At 35.9% G+C, this 17,198-nt stretch carries 20 protein-coding genes and 1 other RNA gene; 17 read left to right on the forward strand and 4 right to left on the reverse strand.

Annotated features, from left to right (window positions below; genetic code table 11):
* Nucleotides 1–81: 81 nt before the first annotated feature.
* Entirely contained in the window at nucleotides 82–342 is a 261-nt protein-coding gene (locus tag ACTYBU_RS13425; RefSeq protein WP_445490494.1) for a hypothetical protein, read from the reverse strand.
* A 160-nt stretch (nucleotides 343–502) separates the two neighbouring features.
* Here ACTYBU_RS13425 and ACTYBU_RS13430 point away from each other — a divergent pair, with 160 nt between their 5' ends.
* Nucleotides 503–1,381, forward strand: coding sequence for a patatin-like phospholipase family protein (locus tag ACTYBU_RS13430; RefSeq protein WP_445490495.1), 879 nt, complete (start codon nucleotides 503–505; stop codon nucleotides 1,379–1,381).
* 465 nt (nucleotides 1,382–1,846) lie between these two features.
* Here the strand turns inward: ACTYBU_RS13430 and ACTYBU_RS13435 are convergent, their stop codons facing one another.
* Both ACTYBU_RS13435 and ACTYBU_RS13440 read right to left on the reverse strand, forming a co-directional pair.
* Nucleotides 1,847–2,227 carry an SA1362 family protein gene (locus tag ACTYBU_RS13435; RefSeq protein WP_445490496.1) on the reverse strand — a complete coding sequence of 127 codons (381 nt, stop codon included), beginning with the start codon at nucleotides 2,225–2,227 and terminating at the stop codon, nucleotides 1,847–1,849.
* Between the two features lie 145 nt (nucleotides 2,228–2,372).
* A complete protein-coding gene (locus tag ACTYBU_RS13440; RefSeq protein WP_445490498.1) occupies nucleotides 2,373–3,308 on the reverse strand; it encodes a DUF1385 domain-containing protein in 936 nt (311 codons plus the stop codon).
* Between the two features lie 352 nt (nucleotides 3,309–3,660).
* On the opposite strand from ACTYBU_RS13440, the gene ACTYBU_RS13445 reads away from it, so the two are divergent.
* From ACTYBU_RS13445 to ssrS, 4 genes are all read left to right on the forward strand, one after another.
* On the forward strand, nucleotides 3,661–4,209 hold the full coding sequence (locus tag ACTYBU_RS13445; RefSeq protein WP_445490499.1) for a YqhR family membrane protein: 549 nt from the start codon (nucleotides 3,661–3,663) through the stop codon (nucleotides 4,207–4,209).
* 133 nt (nucleotides 4,210–4,342) lie between these two features.
* Nucleotides 4,343–5,404, forward strand: coding sequence for a M24 family metallopeptidase (locus ACTYBU_RS13450; protein WP_445490501.1), 1,062 nt, complete (start codon nucleotides 4,343–4,345; stop codon nucleotides 5,402–5,404).
* 21 nt (nucleotides 5,405–5,425) lie between these two features.
* Nucleotides 5,426–5,983, forward strand: coding sequence for an elongation factor P (efp, locus tag ACTYBU_RS13455; protein WP_445490503.1), 558 nt, complete (start codon nucleotides 5,426–5,428; stop codon nucleotides 5,981–5,983).
* Between the two features lie 70 nt (nucleotides 5,984–6,053).
* Nucleotides 6,054–6,243, forward strand: a non-coding RNA gene (gene ssrS, locus ACTYBU_RS13460) — 6S RNA.
* A gap of 304 nt (nucleotides 6,244–6,547) precedes the next feature.
* Here ssrS and ACTYBU_RS13465 read toward each other — a convergent pair.
* On the reverse strand, nucleotides 6,548–7,918 hold the full coding sequence (locus tag ACTYBU_RS13465; RefSeq protein WP_445490504.1) for an alkaline phosphatase: 1,371 nt from the start codon (nucleotides 7,916–7,918) through the stop codon (nucleotides 6,548–6,550).
* Nucleotides 7,919–8,140: 222 nt separating this feature from the next.
* Here ACTYBU_RS13465 and spoIIIAA point away from each other — a divergent pair, with 222 nt between their 5' ends.
* From spoIIIAA to nusB, 12 genes are all read left to right on the forward strand, one after another.
* Complete coding sequence (spoIIIAA, locus tag ACTYBU_RS13470; RefSeq protein WP_445490506.1) at nucleotides 8,141–9,079, forward strand: stage III sporulation protein AA; 939 nt, start codon at nucleotides 8,141–8,143, stop codon at nucleotides 9,077–9,079.
* On the forward strand, nucleotides 9,067–9,582 hold the full coding sequence (spoIIIAB, locus tag ACTYBU_RS13475) for a stage III sporulation protein SpoIIIAB (protein ID WP_445490508.1): 516 nt from the start codon (nucleotides 9,067–9,069) through the stop codon (nucleotides 9,580–9,582). The genes spoIIIAA and spoIIIAB overlap by 13 nt, the downstream gene beginning before the upstream one ends.
* A 19-nt stretch (nucleotides 9,583–9,601) precedes the next feature.
* The gene (spoIIIAC, locus tag ACTYBU_RS13480) at nucleotides 9,602–9,808 is read left to right on the forward strand and encodes a stage III sporulation protein AC (protein WP_445490509.1); all 207 of its coding nucleotides are present in this window, start codon (nucleotides 9,602–9,604) and stop codon (nucleotides 9,806–9,808) included.
* A gap of 8 nt (nucleotides 9,809–9,816) precedes the next feature.
* Complete coding sequence (spoIIIAD, locus tag ACTYBU_RS13485; protein ID WP_445490544.1) at nucleotides 9,817–10,212, forward strand: stage III sporulation protein AD; 396 nt, start codon at nucleotides 9,817–9,819, stop codon at nucleotides 10,210–10,212.
* A 226-nt stretch (nucleotides 10,213–10,438) separates the two neighbouring features.
* Complete coding sequence (gene spoIIIAE, locus ACTYBU_RS13490) at nucleotides 10,439–11,647, forward strand: stage III sporulation protein AE (RefSeq protein ID WP_445490511.1); 1,209 nt, start codon at nucleotides 10,439–10,441, stop codon at nucleotides 11,645–11,647.
* Between the two features lie 16 nt (nucleotides 11,648–11,663).
* Nucleotides 11,664–12,296, forward strand: a complete 633-nt coding sequence (gene spoIIIAF, locus ACTYBU_RS13495) for a stage III sporulation protein AF (protein ID WP_445490513.1) — start codon at nucleotides 11,664–11,666, stop codon at nucleotides 12,294–12,296.
* Nucleotides 12,289–12,942: a stage III sporulation protein AG gene (gene spoIIIAG, locus ACTYBU_RS13500; protein WP_445490514.1), complete on the forward strand. Its 654-nt coding sequence runs from the start codon at nucleotides 12,289–12,291 to the stop codon at nucleotides 12,940–12,942. Before spoIIIAF ends, spoIIIAG begins: the two co-directional genes overlap by 8 nt.
* A 15-nt stretch (nucleotides 12,943–12,957) precedes the next feature.
* The gene (locus ACTYBU_RS13505; RefSeq protein ID WP_445490516.1) at nucleotides 12,958–13,548 is read left to right on the forward strand and encodes a SpoIIIAH-like family protein; all 591 of its coding nucleotides are present in this window, start codon (nucleotides 12,958–12,960) and stop codon (nucleotides 13,546–13,548) included.
* Nucleotides 13,549–13,947: 399 nt separating this feature from the next.
* On the forward strand, nucleotides 13,948–14,424 hold the full coding sequence (gene accB, locus ACTYBU_RS13510) for an acetyl-CoA carboxylase biotin carboxyl carrier protein (RefSeq protein WP_445490518.1): 477 nt from the start codon (nucleotides 13,948–13,950) through the stop codon (nucleotides 14,422–14,424).
* A gap of 19 nt (nucleotides 14,425–14,443) precedes the next feature.
* Nucleotides 14,444–15,802, forward strand: a complete 1,359-nt coding sequence (accC, locus tag ACTYBU_RS13515) for an acetyl-CoA carboxylase biotin carboxylase subunit (RefSeq protein WP_445490520.1) — start codon at nucleotides 14,444–14,446, stop codon at nucleotides 15,800–15,802.
* A 16-nt stretch (nucleotides 15,803–15,818) separates the two neighbouring features.
* A complete protein-coding gene (locus ACTYBU_RS13520; protein ID WP_445490521.1) occupies nucleotides 15,819–16,229 on the forward strand; it encodes an Asp23/Gls24 family envelope stress response protein in 411 nt (136 codons plus the stop codon).
* 398 nt (nucleotides 16,230–16,627) lie between these two features.
* Entirely contained in the window at nucleotides 16,628–17,017 is a 390-nt protein-coding gene (gene nusB, locus ACTYBU_RS13525) for a transcription antitermination factor NusB (protein ID WP_445490522.1), read from the forward strand.
* Nucleotides 17,018–17,198: the final 181 nt, after the last annotated feature.

A 17,198-nucleotide genomic window follows, 5' to 3' on the forward strand; every position in this document is an offset into this window, starting at 1 on the left:
TATCCACTCTTAACGGGCAGTAAGACCCCCACTGATGGAAGTTTACTTTATTTTAAGGCAAATGGCAGTGATAGTTCATGATTAATATCCATAACCATATGGATAATATGGGTACGGATATGGGGGATACGGATAGTAAGGGTAATATGGATAATATGGATAATAATAAGGTCTTAAAAGAGCAGCAGCAGCCAATCCACCAACTAAAGCTCCTCCTAATCCAAAACCAGGTCTCCCAAAACCAAAGCCAGGTCTCCCAAAACCAAAGCCAGGTCTCCCCAAACCTCCAAATCCATGGCCAATTCTTCTGGAATCTTCTTGATTATAAAGCGAATGATTCATTATATAAGCCCTCCTCTGTTTTTTTATTTCCATTTAGCATATGTACGAATACCTACATTGGGTTGAGGAATTCGTCTAGAAAAAGAATAATAAATCTGTACTATTTTGGGGAGCTTCTGATTAAAGTGTATCAATGCACGAAATAAAGGAGAGTGTCTCAATGTACATAGACGGGGTGTTTTCAGGTGGAGGGATTAAAGGGCTTGCGTTAATTGGTGCATATGAGGTTATTGAACAAAAAGGTTTTCATTTTTCAAGACTTGCAGGAACAAGTGCAGGAAGCATTGTTTCGGCATTTATTGCTGCAAAATATACTAGTGACGAAATAAAAGATCTATTGAAAGATCTGGATGTAGCATCTTTTTTGGATGAACGAAAGCTGCTTATTCCTTTTCCTTTCGCCAAATGGTTATTTATTTATTGGAAATTAGGGCTTTATAAAGGGAATGAATTAGAAAAATGGCTGACGGAAAAATTGGCAGCAAAAGGCTTGCGTACATTTGCCGATATCCCTCCACAGACATTAAGGTTTATAGCCTCCGATATAACGAATGGAGAGATGGTTGTATTGCCGGATGATCTCCCTAAATATGGAGTTGATCCACTTTCTTTTTCTATTGCAAAAGCGATCAGAATGAGCTGCAGTTTACCCTATTTTTTTGAACCAGTAAAATTAGGCAGCAGTAAAAGTGTTATTGTGGATGGAGGCGTGTTAAGTAACTTTCCAATTTGGCTTTTTGACCAAGAGAATGATTTAAAGACAAGACCAGTATTAGGGGTAAAACTAAGTCATCATCTTTCGGAACATCCAAAGCATCAAATAAAGAATGCCATTCAATTATTTGGAGCAATGTTTGAAACGATGAAGGATGCCCATGATTCCCGCTATATATCAAGAAAGCATGCAAAAAACATAATATTTATTCCAACAGAAGGAATCGTTTCAACAGAATTTTCAGTTACACCGGAAAAGAAAGAAGAATTAATTCAATTAGGAAGAGAATGTGCCATTAATTTCTTTAAAAAATGGACGTATTAATAGAAAAGCGAAAGCGCCTTGTTCATCGGCGTGCAAACTGGAAGATCTATGACTGAGATAAAGGAAACACGAAGAGCGAAGGGATTCGATGTTGACTTCGTAGGGAAAAGATCAGAAGTTTGATAGCCGATAGGCGCAGTAGCTGGACAATAGAAAAGCGAAAGCGCCTTGTTCATCGGCGTGCAAACTGGAAGATCTATGACTGAGATAAAGGAAACACGAAGAGCGAAGGGATTCGATGTTGACTTATCGTAGGGAAAAGATCAGAAGTTTGATAGCCGATAGGCACAGTAGCTGGACAATAGAAAAGCGAAAGCGCCTTGTTCATCGGCGTGCAAAATGGCCGATTAAAAACGCCACGTCGTGTGGCAATATCGGCACTTATACATCCTGTACATCGGAGGATCTTTGACTGGAAAGAACATAAAAAAACTGTCGAGATTTTTTCGACAGCATGAGAGCTTCTCAGAAAGAAGCTCGATTCTTTTTTTTGCCCTTTTTTCCTTCAATAACCGTCAAGTGGGCGGCACTTGTACTTCGTTTATGTTTTTTGGATTTTAAAGTAGCAGTAGTTTTGCCAGTTATTTTTTTGGGGGTTGTTTTTTCTTTATACTGCAGTCGTTTTTTTGATTTTTTTGCAGCCTTTATAAATGCCCTTTGCTCTTTTTTTTCGGGGTTAGCTTTATTAGTTCTTCGTATTATCAACCAAATGGCAAAACCAACCACTAAAAAAAAGGCAAGATTTTTTATCAATTCACTAGGATTCAGCAATACCTTACTTACTAATCCATACATGGCAAATAAAATGACAATACTGATGACTACTAATGAAATTCGATTCTTCAAAAAAGCCACCTCCCTAAAAGCATGATGAGCATTTTTATTACTTTTTAAACGGTAATTATAAAAAGTTTATTCAAATTTGATTAAGTTGCTACCATTTTAATTAATTTTTTTTGTAAAGGAAGGAAGACGAACCTTCTTTTACAGTCTATATAGACTGTTCTTTCGAATTTGTTTCTTCTTCACATCTCAAAAGCTCTTTAAAGGAAAGAATGGCTACTTCTACTTGTTCATCACTTGGTTCTTTTGTTGTTAAGAGCTGCAGCCATAGTCCTGGCAAGCCTAAATATTTTAAAACTGGTAAATTTCTCACCTTATTAGTTATTTGAAGGACTTCAAATGAAATTCCTAATACAACTGGAATTAAAGCAATTCTGCTTAACATTCTTTCCAAAAGAGAGTCGGTTGGGAATAATAAGTATAAAAATAAACCGACAAAAACAGTAAATAAAATAAAGCTGCTTCCACATCGATAATGCAGACGGGAGTGATTTTGAACATTCCGAACAGTCAGCTCCTGCCCGTTTTCATAGCAATTTATTACTTTATGTTCTGCACCATGATATTGGAATACCCTTTTTATCAGCGGTGTTAACGAAACAAAATAAATATATCCAATGAGGAGGAGCAATTTAAATAAGCTTTCTAATAAGATTTGTGCAAAATGCCCACTAATAACTGGCTGCAGCATTGCAGCTAAAAATGCAGGCACTAATGTGAAAATAAATTTACCAAATAAAAAAGAAAGAACACCAAGTGCCGCTACTCCTAGTATCATAGACAATTTCGTCGGCTCTATTTCTTCTATTTTATAATCCTCTGAAGGATCTACATCATAACGGTCTGTAGAAAAGTTTAAATGCTTTGTACCATTTCCGCTTGCTTCCACTATTGCAATAATTCCACGCAAAAAGGGGATCTTTTTTAATTTTGCCAGTTTCTCATTCTGTTTTCTTGGGAGGTGAAAATAATCAATTGATTGATCTTTACGTCTAATAGCAGTGACATAATGATGTTTTCCTCCAAACATTACACCTTCTACTACAGCTTGCCCTCCATAAATTGGTTTTTGCTTATTAGCCATGAATACGTACACCAACCTCTGATTATATTAGGTGGGACACAGCGAATGTCTAAAGAATCTCTTTATTTGTTGTTTGATTATAAAAGAAGATAATTTCTATTGCTGTACTATACCCTACTTCTATATTACTAAAAATATTGAAAAACAACTAGCATTAACACGTTAATATCTTCCATTGTCCCTATTCCAATCAGGAATGAAGATAACGATATCGGTGATACTATAAAGTGTATACGGCAGTATGAACAAAAGGTGATGTCAACCGTCATACATAAAAATGTTTCCTGTTTTATTATTATTCGAAGCAAAATAATAAATGACTGGGGCAGCATAATAAATGGAGGTACTGAAAATGAGTAATGATAATCAAAAAAACAATTCGGAAAAAAAAGAAAGCAAAATTGTTAAGCCAATGTCGTTTATTGCATTAGTTATTTGGACTGGTATATTTGGAGGGGTTTTTTGGGCAATAATCGGATATATTGCATACTACCTGAATTTTACGGATATTCGACTAAATGTAATTTTAGAACCTTGGGCGCTTGGCGACTGGAAAAGAAGAGGATTGGGGACCAGCATTAGCATTGGGGTTATTGGAGTATTTTCAATAGCGGCAGCATTTATTTATTATCTTCTCTTAAGAAAATTCAAGAAAATATGGGTAGGAATAGGGTTTGGTCTAGTTTTATTCGTACTTGTATTTATTGTATTAAACCCAATATTTCCAAGTATGGATCCGTTCTTAAAAATAAAAAGGGATACATTGATTACCTCCGTTTGTCTTTATGTATTATATGGTGTGTTTGTTGGTTATACGATATCCTATGAAGAAAACGAGATTCGAACAAAAAATTTAAAACATAGGAAAAGTAATTCAACTATTTCGAATAGTGAAGGATAATTTTTTTTGTGATAAACTATTCTAGATAACCATTCTTACTGCTAGTAGGTTAAACATTGTTTGGAGGAAATAGTATTTTCCCATACAATTACATACAAATAATAGTAGATAATAACGAAAGGGAGAGGGAAATATGGAGAAATTAAAAAAATTGCGAAATGCTTTAATAGAAGCAAGTGTTGACGGAATCGTCATTACAAGCAAATACAATCGACGATACATAAGTAATTTTACTGGATCTGCTGGAGTTGTGCTAATAAGTGGAGAAAGAGCAAAGTTCATAACAGATTTTCGCTACATGGAACAGGCTGCTAATCAATGTGAAGGCTTTGAAATTGTACAGCATACTGGTCCTATCTATAAAGAAGTAGCTGAGCAGGCAGAAAAGATGGGAATTAAAAAGCTTGCATTTGAACAAGATCATATGACATTTACGGATTACAAAATATATGAAAGCGTTGTAAAAGCTGAATTGGTTCCTGTTTCAGGCATTCTTGAAAAGTTACGCTTGATTAAGAGTGCATCAGAGATTAAGATATTAAAGGAAGCTGCCGAAATTGCAGATGCAGCTTTTACGCATATTCTTGATTTTATAAAAGTTGGGAAAACAGAGTTGGAAGTTTCGAATGAATTAGAGTTTTTTATGAGAAAAGCAGGTGCTACTTCATCCTCCTTTGATACTATCGTGGCATCAGGAAAAAGATCAGCATTGCCTCATGGTGTTGCAACAGACAAAGTAATTGAAGCTGGTGATTTTGTCACAATGGACTACGGCGCTTATTATAATGGGTATGTTTCTGATATTACTCGAACAATTGCAGTGGGCAGCCCTGATGAAAAACTAAAAGAAATTTATGATGTAGTTCTTACAGCGCAGCTAAAGGGAATGGAAGGAATTAAACCTGGTCTTACTGGAATTCAGGCAGATGCTTTAACGAGGGATTATATAAAAGAAAAAGGGTACGGAGAGTATTTTGGTCATTCAACCGGTCATGGAATCGGATTGGAAGTGCATGAGGGGCCAGGACTGTCTTTTAAATCCGAAACAGTTTTAGAAGCAGGCATGGTAGTTACAGTGGAGCCAGGCATATATATTCCAGGTCTTGGTGGAGTTCGTATTGAAGATGATACAATCATCACAGATAATCATAATGAAGCTTTAACACATTCAACAAAAGAATTGCTTATTTTATAGGATATATAGGAGGATTATTGGATGATTTCAGTAAATGATTTTAAAACAGGTTTAACAATTGAGGTAGATAATGGGATCTGGCGTGTTTTAGATTTCCAACATGTTAAGCCTGGTAAAGGTGCGGCGTTTGTTCGATCTAAATTGAAAAATCTTCGTACAGGTGCTGTACAGGAAAAAACATTTAGAGCTGGTGAAAAAGTAGCGAAAGCTCAAATTGACAACCGTAAAATGCAATATTTATATGCTAGTGGCGATCAACATGTATTTATGGATACGGAATCATATGATCAAATTGAATTATCTGCAAATGCTATTGAATATGAGTTGAAGTTCCTAAAAGAAAATATGGAAGTACACATTATGATGTACCAATCCGAAACATTAGGAGTGGAACTGCCAAATACAGTTGTATTGGAAGTAACAGAAACAGAACCAGGGATTAAAGGGGATACTGCTTCTGGTGGAACAAAACCAGCTACTTTAGAAACTGGTTTAACGGTGCAAGTTCCTTTCTTCATTAACCAAGGAGATATGCTAATTATTAATACAACAGAAGCAAGTTATGTTTCACGCGCGTAATAAAGTATAGTAGGATAATATTAACTATTATTATTTGCGTTTTATGTTCCTTTCCTGTATGATATAAATATAAACGCTGCGTTGTTCGTTATCGTATGAAGTTTCAACCTTTATCGATAATTAGGGAGTTCTATATTAAAGACGGATCAGCAGGCTTTATGAATACTCATAAAGACATATGAAGAAATCTTTTGCGAACACCCACCTGGTGGAGCAGGTTTTGAAACTCCATACATCAAAGCGGCAAATGCGGCTGAAAAAAGGTAACCTTTGGGTTGCCTTTTTTTATGTTATTTACAAGTCATTTACTTTAAAATGCTCGTCTGCACTTAAATCGATATACAGCATTTTTTGCTGAAGATAGGACCAAATCGGGTTGTAGTAGTTGGCATGATAAACATGTACATAAATAAATCACCTCCATATATACTAGGCAAATCTTCTATGAAGGCTTGGACCAATGACAGTAGCATTATTTAGTAAAATCAGTGAGCTTTGTGAAATTATATTTTGTCTATACACTGAAGCCTGCTACAGACAAAAGCAGCAGGCTTCTTTCCTGTATTATAAAGAATAGCCCATTAATTGTATGAGCATTTTAGGGATATCTGTATTATCGAGGACACCGTGGAAATTTTCCGCACCTATTCCATAAGCAAAAACAGGAATCATGTTGCTTGTATGTCCGCCTGTTGAGCTTAATTCTTCTATGGATCGGTCTAAAATTCCTGCATGATAATGTTTAGCGATCATATTGCCGATTTCCCAAGCAACATGCTGCTCTGGATAAGCCTGTCCATTTGCAGGAGTTAATTGAGAATTAAATAAGACAATATCCTTGTTTGTCAACGTAATGCTAGCATATTCTTGAAAAACTTTCTTTACACTATCGTTTGTATAGCCTATGCCTGCTGCATTTTTTTGTAATTGACTTGCCATGAAATGAGGAGTGACAGCAATTTTTTTTAAGGACTTTACATCCATTGGCTCTGTTGCAGATACTCCCATTGTTTCATGATCTGCAGCAACAACGACTAATGTATCTTTACGGACTTTAGCCCATTTTACACAATATTTTACAGCCTCATCAAATTCCATTGTTTCTTTCCATATACTCGTTATATCACCAGCATGAGAAGCTTGGTCAATTCTTGCTCCTTCAAACATGGCGAAAAATCCTTTGTTTTCTTTTGAAAGCGTATCTAATGCTTTCGCAGCCATTTCCGCTAAACTTGGTTCTTTGCTTTTTAAATCATCTCGGTCTAATTTGAAATTTAAATGCTTTGGACCAAAAAGACCCAGGACTTTACCGCTGCTTGCTTTTTGAAGCTCTTCAGTTGTAGTGACGTATTCATATCCTGCTTGTTTATACTGATCAAGCAGATTTGTTTCATGCGTGTTTTTAAAATCAGTGAAATAACTTTGACCTCCCCCAAGGATTACATCTACTTTGTTTTGCAATTGCTGTTTGGCAATCTCCTTTTGTCCAGTCCATCTATTTTTTACACTTGCAGTAAAGCTTGCAGGCGTTGCATCTGTTACTGAATTGGTTGTTGCAATCCCAGTTTTTAATCCATTCTTTTTAAAAATATCTAAAATGCTCGCAGATGTTTTTCCATCTGCAGTTACACCAATCATCCCATTGTTCGTTTTTTTTCCGATTGCCAATGCAGTTCCACCTGCTGCAGAGTCTGTTACCCTGTTATTGGCGGAATTAGTATGAACGAGTGCGGTATAAGGAAGGCTTTCTAAAAATAGTCTGCCTTTTTTTCCATATTCAAAGGTTCTAGCAATTTCCAATTGTCCTAACCCCATTCCATCCCCGATTAACAAAATAATATTTTTGGGCCGATTTGTTTGTCCTATTGGTGCTGCATAACTTGTTTGGGTAAGAAGCAGCTGCATCAATACAAAGCTGCATATAAGTTTCTTCATGATTTTTTTCCTCCATTAGTGATTCTTTATCTTTCTATAGCTTTTGATGCTGTACCTTTTTTTAAACTTCCAATTTATAAGGAATGATGAAAAAAAGATAGATGGAATAATGCAATTTTGTAAGCATACATTTTAATAAGGAATAGAGAACCAATCCATTCTATTTAACTGTACAAGCCCTAAAAAGAAGGACAAACCTTTTAGTTAAAGGAGGAAAAGTTTGTGAATTCCATCTATTCATTTTTGCCTAAAACGATTGCAGACCAAGTTCTCACAATCCCTCCACAAACAAGAGAAAACATAGAAGAAATTAGAATCCGCATTAATCGTCCATTAGAAGTATGCATTAATGGAAAACCAAGTTTTTTTCCGCTTTGCATTACAAAAGAAGATGCTTTTCATCTATTAAATAAGATTAGCCAGTATTCGGTTTACACGATGGAAGAGGAGTTTAAGCGTGGGTTTATCACGATCGAAGGCGGGCATAGGGTCGGCCTGGCTGGAAAAGTAGTTTTGGAAAACAGCAAAGTAAAGGCAATAAGTCAGGTCGCTTCCTTCAATATTCGTTTTGCAAAAGAAAGAATCGGCATTGCAGAAACCTTCGTACCATTTTTGCATGAAAAAAATAAATGGTTTCATACCATGATTATCGGTCCTCCTCAAACTGGCAAAACAACATTGCTGCGGGATATTGCGAGATTTATTTCAACGGGGGATAAAAGGGGGCAAACAAAGGCAATGAAGGTAGGAATTATTGATGAAAGGTCGGAAATTGCAGGCTGTATCAATGGGATTCCTCAAATGACTTTCGGCCCTCGACTAGATGTTCTGGATGCCTGTCCCAAAGCAGAGGGAATGATGATGATGATTCGTTCCATGAGTCCTGATGTACTAATTGTTGATGAAATAGGAAGAAAAGAAGATGGAGAAGCCATTTTAGAGGCGGTTAACGCTGGTATCCAACTAATCATGACGACACATGGACGAACATTGGAGGAAATTCAAAACAGACCAACGTTAAAACCAATTATGGAAATGGGAATTTTTGAGCGTTTTATAGAATTAAACAGAAAAAATGGTCCTGGAACAGTTGGGGCAATTAAAAACAAAAATGGGAATGTAATGGTACAGGAAATGAAGGTGACATCATGTTTAAGATAATCGGTGCAATCATTATTTTTGCTTCGACAAGCTGGGCTGGAATGGAATTATCTAAAGGATTAAGCGAGCGCCCAAAGCAATTAAGACAGTTGAGATCGGCATTGCAGTCATTAGAGGCGGAAATTATGTATGGACACACCCCTTTGCATGAAGCATCAAGAAGATTGGCAGAACAGCTGAGCAAGCCATTAGCTTCCTTTTTTGCAGATTTTGCAAATAAATTAACCAATGAAGAAACAACCGTTAGAAATGCTTGGACAACCAGTTTGGAAGAAATATGGAAAAAAACAGCGATGAAGGGGCCAGAGCTGGAAATTATGAAGCAATTTGGCGAAACACTCGGCCGTCACGATCGGATTTCCCAACAGAATCAAATTAGGTTGACATTGTCCCATTTAGAAAGAGAAGAAGAGGAAGCAAGAGATATACAAACGAAATACGAAAAAATGGTGAAAAGCTTAGGGGTTCTATCCGGCTTACTAATTATTATTTTACTGATGTAGTTTTAGGGGGAGAAAAAAGATGGGTTTAGAGGTAGATATTATTTTCAAAATAGCTGGTGTAGGAATCGTTGTAGCTTTTTTACACACTATCCTCGAACAAGTCGGAAAAAAAGAATATGCGCAATGGGTAACGCTGTTTGGGTTTATTTATATTTTATTTATGGTGGCAAGTATTGTGGATGACCTGTTTCAAAAAATTAAATCCGTTTTCTTATTTCAAGGTTAAAGGAGGATATCATCATTGAAATTCTTCAAATCGTAGGAATTGCCTTAATTTCTACATTTCTAGCCCTAATAATAAAAGAACAAAAGCCTAATATTGCTTTTTTGCTTGTCGTTTTTGTTGGTTGTGCCATTTTTCTTTTTTTGGTGGACCAAATTGCTTCCATCATAAATATGATTGAAAAAATTGCTTTAAGCGCAAAAGTTAATACCGTTTATGTAGAGACCATTCTAAAAATAATAGGAATTGCTTATATCGCAGAATTTGCTGTCCAAATAACGAAAGATGCTGGACAAGGTGCCATTGCCTCCAAAATTGAGTTGGCGGGAAAAATATTAATTCTTGCCATGGCAGTGCCAATTCTAACAGTACTGGTGGAAACTATTATTAAAATGATACCGAATTAATGATAAAGGAATTTCTTAAGAGATAAGAAAATATAAACTTTTAAAGTTAGATAGTTGTCTAGCTCCGACATATAGGACGTATGAGTGCCGGTGTTGCCACAGACTTGAAGGATGAAAAGACATAAGGGAAGTGGCGTCGTTAGTCGATTTTCCTTACTGCTTTCTTAATCGGCCAGTCCATACGGCAATGACCAAGGCGCTTGCGCTTTTCTAATGAGGTGAAAAAATGAAAACGAAATTAAAAGTCGTACTATTTTTGATGGCAGTGATCTTTTTTATATTTATTCCAACAGTACAAGCGTCTCCTCAAGATGAAGAAACAAATAATAACAGCAAGCTGCTGGATCCCCAGGAAATGGTGGATTCACAAGTGGATAAAATAAATTTAGATGATTTAAAAGGGTTTTGGCAAGATATTTTGCAAGAATATGGCGGTTTTTTACCAGAAAGCCAAAAAGGGAGCTTGTATGATTTTATTAAAGGGGAAAAATCCCTTGACATACAAGGAATATTTTCAGGATTGGTTAAATTTGCGTTCCATGAAATCATTGTAAATGGAAAATTGTTGGGATCATTAATTTTATTAACTGTTTTCAGTATGCTTTTACAGATGCTGCAAAACTCTTTTGAAAAAAGCTCGATCAGCAAAGTTGCTTATTCCATCGTGTTTATGGTGTTGATTATTATCGCGTTAAACAGTTTTCATGTTGCTGTTACGTTTGCAAGTGAAGCAATCTCGACAATGACAGGGTTTATTTTAGCCCTAGTGCCGCTGCTTCTTGCGTTAATGGCTGCATCAGGTGGTGTGGTCTCTGCTGCATTTTTTCATCCAGTTATTATCTTTTTAATGAACACAAGTGGAATGCTGATCGAATATATAGTGCTTCCATTATTGTTTTTATCCACCTTGCTCCATGTAGTCAGCAGCTTATCAGAGCAATACAAAGTGACACAATTAGCTAATTTATTGAGAACAGTCAGCATTGGAATATTAGGCCTGTTTTTAACCATTTTTCTTGGCGTTATTTCCGTACAAGGAGCATCAACAGCTATAACTGATGGAATCACGATTAAAACGGCAAAGTTTGTAACAGGAAATTTTATCCCAGTAATCGGCAGGATGTTTACAGATGCAGCAGACACTGTAATTAATGCAAGTCTGCTTTTAAAAAACTCAGTCGGTATTGCTGGTGTCGCTATATTGCTTTTAATTGTAGCATTTCCAGCTGTAAAGATTTTAATGATCTCATTTATCTATAAATTGGCTGCTGCTCTTTTACAGCCTTTGGGCGGAGGACCAGTTATTACATGTCTGGATATTATCAGCAAAAGTGTTATGTATGTATTTGCAGCTCTTGCCATTGTTTCCCTTATGTTCTTTTTAAGCATTACAGTTATTATTACTGCTGGAAATTTAACGATGATGGTTAAATAGGAGAGGTGGCAAGAAGATGCAATTTATAACGGAATGGGTAACCAATATTATTTTATTTATTCTATTGGCTACAATGGTTGATTTGCTTTTGCCGAATTCGACTTTTCAAAAATATGCAAAAATGGTTGCGGGGCTGTTGTTGATCAGCGTGATATTATCTCCTGTGTTTAAATTGATGACAAATGATTTTGATCATGTCATGTCAGCAGCTGTATGGAAGACACCAGCAGAAAAAAATATAAAAAATTCGATGGAATTTCAGAAAAAAGAAATACAAGCATCATTAGATGAATATACATTAAATAAAATGGCTGTCCAAATGAAAGCGGAAGCGAACAAGGAGTTGATGGAAAAGTACGGAGTAGAGATTGATAACGTTCATATAGCGCTTGATCCAAATAATACGAAGAGCTTTCCTGAAAATCTAGATAAGCTAGTTATTTCCTTAAAAAAAAGCAAGGAATCACAAAATGCTGTGGAAGTTGTAGAATCAGTAGACATTAATACCCAGCAGTCTCTTCCATCTAACAAGGAACAAGTACAAGTTGATACAAAAGATATTACATCATTTCTTGCAGATAAATGGGATGTTGAAAGCAATCATATCAACATTCTCGTTGAAGGAGGGGAGGATAACGCAAATGGATAAGGATAAGGGCCCGATCAGCTGGTTAAAAAGATTTATCACAAATGGTGGAGAAGAGGGGAAAAAACAAGGGAAAGTGCAATATATAATCATAGTAGTCTTGCTGGGAGCTGCCATTATGCTAGTAAGCAATCTGTTTATGAAGGAAAACTCCAGTTCAAATATCTCAGCATTCAGCAACACGAGCAATACAGACAATGCAGCCCAAGAAACATTTGGACAAAAATCCGGTGAAACTAGCGGAGGCATTACAAATTATGAAGAAGCGTACAAAGATCAAATAAAAGAAGCAATAAACCATATAGTCGGTGTGAAAGATGCAACGGTATATGTCAATGTTGATGCAACAGAAAAAAAGGTGTATGAGAAAAATTCAAACACACAAATTCAGACAACAGAAGAAACAGACCCACAAGGGGGCAAAAGACATGTGGAAGACTCCTCTTCAGAAGAGCAGCTCGTTGTTGTACAAAATGGTGATAAACAAGTTCCCGTAGTGATAGAGACGAAAAAACCAACAATTAGGGGGGTTCTTATCGTAGCAAAAGGAGCAGGAGATATAAAAATTAAAAGTATGATAATTGAAGCGGTGACAAGGGCATTGGATGTACCAAGCCATCGGGTTTCTGTTATGCCAAAACAAAATTAAGGGGGATTTATACGTATGTTATTAAAAAAACAAACTGTTTGGCTGTTAACCATGTTAAGTTTAGTCGTTGTCTTATCCGTGTATTATATTACCTCTCCAGAACAAAAAAATGAATTTGCTGCAGTAGACAATAAACAGAAAAAAGAAGCAGAAAATACAGCGGAAAATGCAAAAGAGACAAAAACTGCCAATAAAGAAAATGCGAATACAGAAGTAAAAGAAGACGGAAGCACCGTTTCGACTATTGAATCAGATGAAGAATTTGAGCAAATGCGGTTAGATTTGCAAGATCAAAGAAGCATGGATGAAGAAAAACTAACAGAAGTAATGGGTTCAGCTGATTCTTCAGCAGAAGAAAAAAGTGAAGCACAAGATGAAATTGAAAAATTAAGAAAATTAGCAGATCAGGAAAAAGTATTGGAAACAATGATTAAAGCAGAAAATTATGATGATGTCCTAGTTCGAACAATAGATGGTATTGTAAATGTAACAGTAAAAGCAGATAAACTTTCTCCTGAAGCAGCAAACGATATCATTCAATTAGTTCGCAAAAACTTAGAAGAGCCGGGGGCTTATGTAGCAGTTAAATTTGATCCAAATAAATAAAATAGTATATCAAAACTGGCAGAAAGGAGGGAAAACCTCTTTTCTGTCTTTTTAGCGATGGAAGATACGGTTATATGATCAATTGAATCCCTCAAACAGTAAAAAACTTCCCTCCATCCTATGTATTAAGCGTGCTGTTGTCTGCTTAAAAAAATACCAAAAAGGGTATGATAATAAAAAAATTTAGAACAAAAGAAACCTATTCAATGCAACAATTAGTGATTTTTGAAGGGAAATGGTATGATAGAATGGCAAAAGGACAGGTACTTACTATTTAACAGAAATGTCTGAAAAAAAGGAATACAGCTAATAAGGCAAGAAGAATGTTGAACTATCATAAGGTCTTATCGTATGATATTAGTATCTAGTCATAATGAATTGTTTAAGGGGTGCACTGTAATGTTTAAATTACAAGAAATAAAAGAATTAATAAAATTAATAGATGAATCCAATATTAATGATTTTTCGTACGAGCAGGATGGGGCGAAAATTGAAATCAAGAAAAGCTATGGAGAAGTGGTAATGACATCACCTGTACAAAGTACAAGTATTCCAATGCAAGCTCCAAGTCAAAAAACAGCCGAGCCTGTAGGAGAGTCTGCAGCACAGGAGGAAGCAACTGCTCCGTCCAATGAAAATTTACATAAAATCACATCTCCGATGGTAGGAACTTTTTATGCGTCATCTTCACCTGATACCGATGCATATGTAAAAGTAGGCGATAAGGTAAATAAAGATTCTGTCGTTTGTATTGTGGAAGCGATGAAATTATTTAATGAAATTACAGCCGAAGTCGACGGTGAAATCGTAGAAATTCTTGTAAAAGATGGAGAACTAGTTGAATATGGTGAACCGTTATTTATAGTAAAGGCTTAAATGAAGAGAGGATTAACCAATGATAAAGAAATTGTTAATTGCAAACAGAGGGGAAATAGCTGTTCGAATTATAAGAGCATGTAAAGAACTGGAAATTGAAACTGTTGCAGTCTATTCTGAAGCAGACAAAGAAGCTCTGCATGTGCAAATTGCAGATGAGGCATATTGTATCGGACCAACTGCATCCAAAGATAGTTATTTGAATTTTACTAACATAATAAGCGCAGCTACATTAACTGGCAGTGATGCTATTCATCCAGGCTACGGATTTTTAGCAGAAAATGCTGATTTTGCTGAACTATGCAGAGATTGCAATATTATATTTGTTGGTCCAAGTCCAGAAGCAATCAATAAAATGGGAACAAAAGATATTGCCAGAGAAACAATGAGGGAAGCTGGCGTGCCAATTGTGCCAGGATCGCAGGGAATTATAAAAGATATTGCAGAAGGAAAAGCATTAGCGGAAAAAATCGGCTATCCCGTTATTATTAAAGCAACAGCAGGTGGCGGCGGAAAAGGTATCCGTGTAGCAAGAACGGAAGAAGAACTTGTAAAAGGGATTAATATAACACAGCAAGAGGCATTGACGGCATTTGGTAATGCAGGCGTGTATCTTGAAAAGTTTATTGAAGACTTTCGCCATGTTGAGGTGCAAGTTCTTGCAGATAACTATGGCCATGTTATACATTTAGGAGAGAGAGATTGCTCTATTCAAAGAAGACTTCAAAAGTTGTTAGAGGAAACTCCTTCCCCAGTATTATCAGAGGAAATGCGCAGCAAAATGGGAGAAGCTGCAGTAAAAGCGGCGGAAGCAGTTCAATATACAGGAGCAGGGACCGTAGAGTTCATTTTTGATTATCACAATCAAGAATTTTACTTTATGGAAATGAATACTCGTATACAAGTAGAACATCCTGTAACGGAGATGGTTACTGGTGTTGATTTAATAAAAGAACAAATACTAGTTGCATCTGGAAAACCGATGGAAATAGCACAAAAAGATGTTGTCTTCTCCGGTTGGGCGATTGAATGCCGGATAAATGCTGAAAATCCATCGAAGAATTTTATGCCTTCTCCAGGAAAAATTAATATGTATCTCCCACCGGGAGGTTTAGGTGTTCGAATTGATTCTGCCGCTTATCCAGGATATTCCATCCCACCATACTATGATAGTATGATTGCAAAGGTTATTACTTATGGAAGTACAAGAAAAGAAGCTATTTCACGCATGAAACGGGCTCTTAGTGAATTTGTTATTGAAGGGGTTCACACAACAATCCCATTTCATTTGAAACTCCTTAATCATGAAAAATTTGTGGAAGGCAATTTCAACACAAAGTTTTTAGAATTGTATGATTTGACGAAATCAGAGGATTAAAAGGAGGAATTTTATTATGACTGAAACAACTATTTTAGATATGAATCAAGAACAGAATGGCTTAGGAAAAGTAGAGATTGCCCCAGAAGTGATTGAAGTTATCGCTGGTATTGCTGCATCTGAAGTGGAAGGGGTTGCCCAAATGAGGGGGAATTTTGCTTCAGGTGTTGTGGAGAAATTAGGGAAAAAACTTCATAATAAAGGGGTAAAAGTCGAATTAGCTGAGGAAGGCATAAAAGTAGATGTGTACTGTGTCATGAATTTTGGTGTATCCATTCCACAAGTTGCACAGCAAATTCAAGATAATATTCGCCAGACCCTAATTAATATGACGGCATTAGCTGCAGAAGAAGTAAATATTCATGTGGTAGGGATTCAATTTGAAACAGCAAAAGCTGTTGAACAAGAATATGAACAGGAAATTTAATTGATATAATAAAAGACTGCTCGGGGAAAGGGAGTTTGATTGCATAACCAGCTTTTTTGCTGGTTATTGCAATCAAAAGAAGCCTTTTTTTCTATGAGTCAGTCTTTTATTTTTATATGGCATGTCTATTTGCTTATGGAAGTGAAATAAGCGGTTAGAGCAGATAGAAGTTTCTTATTAATTGTGCTATTATTTTTCTATAAAGTGAAACACTGTGCATATGAGGTGATTCACAAGAAAGATTAGCAGGGGAAAAAGGAAAAGTTGAATCTTAAAAAGTTGGATTAGTGTCATTAAAAGCAAATTTTTTAAAATCAGTTTACACACATCCTGTTTTTTGATAATCTGTTTTGATGGGATACAAATGGTTAAGAGTATAAAGGAGCTAAAGACAAGAAATGAAAAGAAGAACGGCGAGAGAAAAAGCATTACAGGCATTATTTCAAATAGATCTTAGCAACACAAATAAAGAAGAGGCTATTGAGCATGTTTTAGAAGGAGAAAAAAGGGATGCTTATTTGCTAAAACTTGTGAATGGTGTTCTTGAGCATCAGCAAAAAATTGATGAAACCATAAAAAGCTATTTAGAGAATTGGACGTTGGAAAGAATTGCTAACGTGGACAGAAATCTTTTAAGATTAGCTGCGTTTGAATTATTATATAATGCTGATGATGTTCCAGGAAATGTTGTCATTGATGAAGCAGTTGAAATTGCAAAATTATATGGTGACGATCAATCTAGTAAGTTTATTAATGGTCTTTTATCAAAAATAAAACAAAATCAATAGGTTCTCCGACTGGATTCTATTTTTTTCTTACTATAGAGAAGAGATTAATGGGGTCATTATAATAAAAAATATGGAAATAAATGTCCAGCTCCAGCGCCTATCGAACTTTAGGACTTTTTCCTATGATTTGTTAATGTCCTTATATTAAAAATCGGTGATCAAGGCGCTTTCGCTTTTCTTG

The organism is Niallia sp. 03133 (assembly GCF_052663225.1).

Bases quoted from the DNA above. Each gene is read 5' to 3' on its own strand.
- ACTYBU_RS13425 (WP_445490494.1), bottom strand. From the start codon at position 342: ATGAATCATTCGCTTTATAATCAAGAAGATTCCAGAAGAATTGGCCAT.
- ACTYBU_RS13430 (WP_445490495.1), top strand. From the start codon at position 503: ATGTACATAGACGGGGTGTTTTCAGGTGGAGGGATTAAAGGGCTTGCG.
- ACTYBU_RS13440 (WP_445490498.1), bottom strand. From the start codon at position 3,308: ATGGCTAATAAGCAAAAACCAATTTATGGAGGGCAAGCTGTAGTAGAA.
- ACTYBU_RS13445 (WP_445490499.1), top strand. From the start codon at position 3,661: ATGAGTAATGATAATCAAAAAAACAATTCGGAAAAAAAAGAAAGCAAA.
- ACTYBU_RS13450 (WP_445490501.1), top strand. From the start codon at position 4,343: ATGGAGAAATTAAAAAAATTGCGAAATGCTTTAATAGAAGCAAGTGTT.
- efp (WP_445490503.1), top strand. From the start codon at position 5,426: ATGATTTCAGTAAATGATTTTAAAACAGGTTTAACAATTGAGGTAGAT.
- ACTYBU_RS13465 (WP_445490504.1), bottom strand. From the start codon at position 7,918: ATGAAGAAACTTATATGCAGCTTTGTATTGATGCAGCTGCTTCTTACC.
- spoIIIAB (WP_445490508.1), top strand. From the start codon at position 9,067: ATGTTTAAGATAATCGGTGCAATCATTATTTTTGCTTCGACAAGCTGG.
- spoIIIAC (WP_445490509.1), top strand. From the start codon at position 9,602: ATGGGTTTAGAGGTAGATATTATTTTCAAAATAGCTGGTGTAGGAATC.
- spoIIIAE (WP_445490511.1), top strand. From the start codon at position 10,439: ATGAAAACGAAATTAAAAGTCGTACTATTTTTGATGGCAGTGATCTTT.
- spoIIIAF (WP_445490513.1), top strand. From the start codon at position 11,664: ATGCAATTTATAACGGAATGGGTAACCAATATTATTTTATTTATTCTA.
- spoIIIAG (WP_445490514.1), top strand. From the start codon at position 12,289: ATGGATAAGGATAAGGGCCCGATCAGCTGGTTAAAAAGATTTATCACA.
- ACTYBU_RS13505 (WP_445490516.1), top strand. From the start codon at position 12,958: ATGTTATTAAAAAAACAAACTGTTTGGCTGTTAACCATGTTAAGTTTA.
- accB (WP_445490518.1), top strand. From the start codon at position 13,948: ATGTTTAAATTACAAGAAATAAAAGAATTAATAAAATTAATAGATGAA.
- accC (WP_445490520.1), top strand. From the start codon at position 14,444: ATGATAAAGAAATTGTTAATTGCAAACAGAGGGGAAATAGCTGTTCGA.
- ACTYBU_RS13520 (WP_445490521.1), top strand. From the start codon at position 15,819: ATGACTGAAACAACTATTTTAGATATGAATCAAGAACAGAATGGCTTA.
- nusB (WP_445490522.1), top strand. From the start codon at position 16,628: ATGAAAAGAAGAACGGCGAGAGAAAAAGCATTACAGGCATTATTTCAA.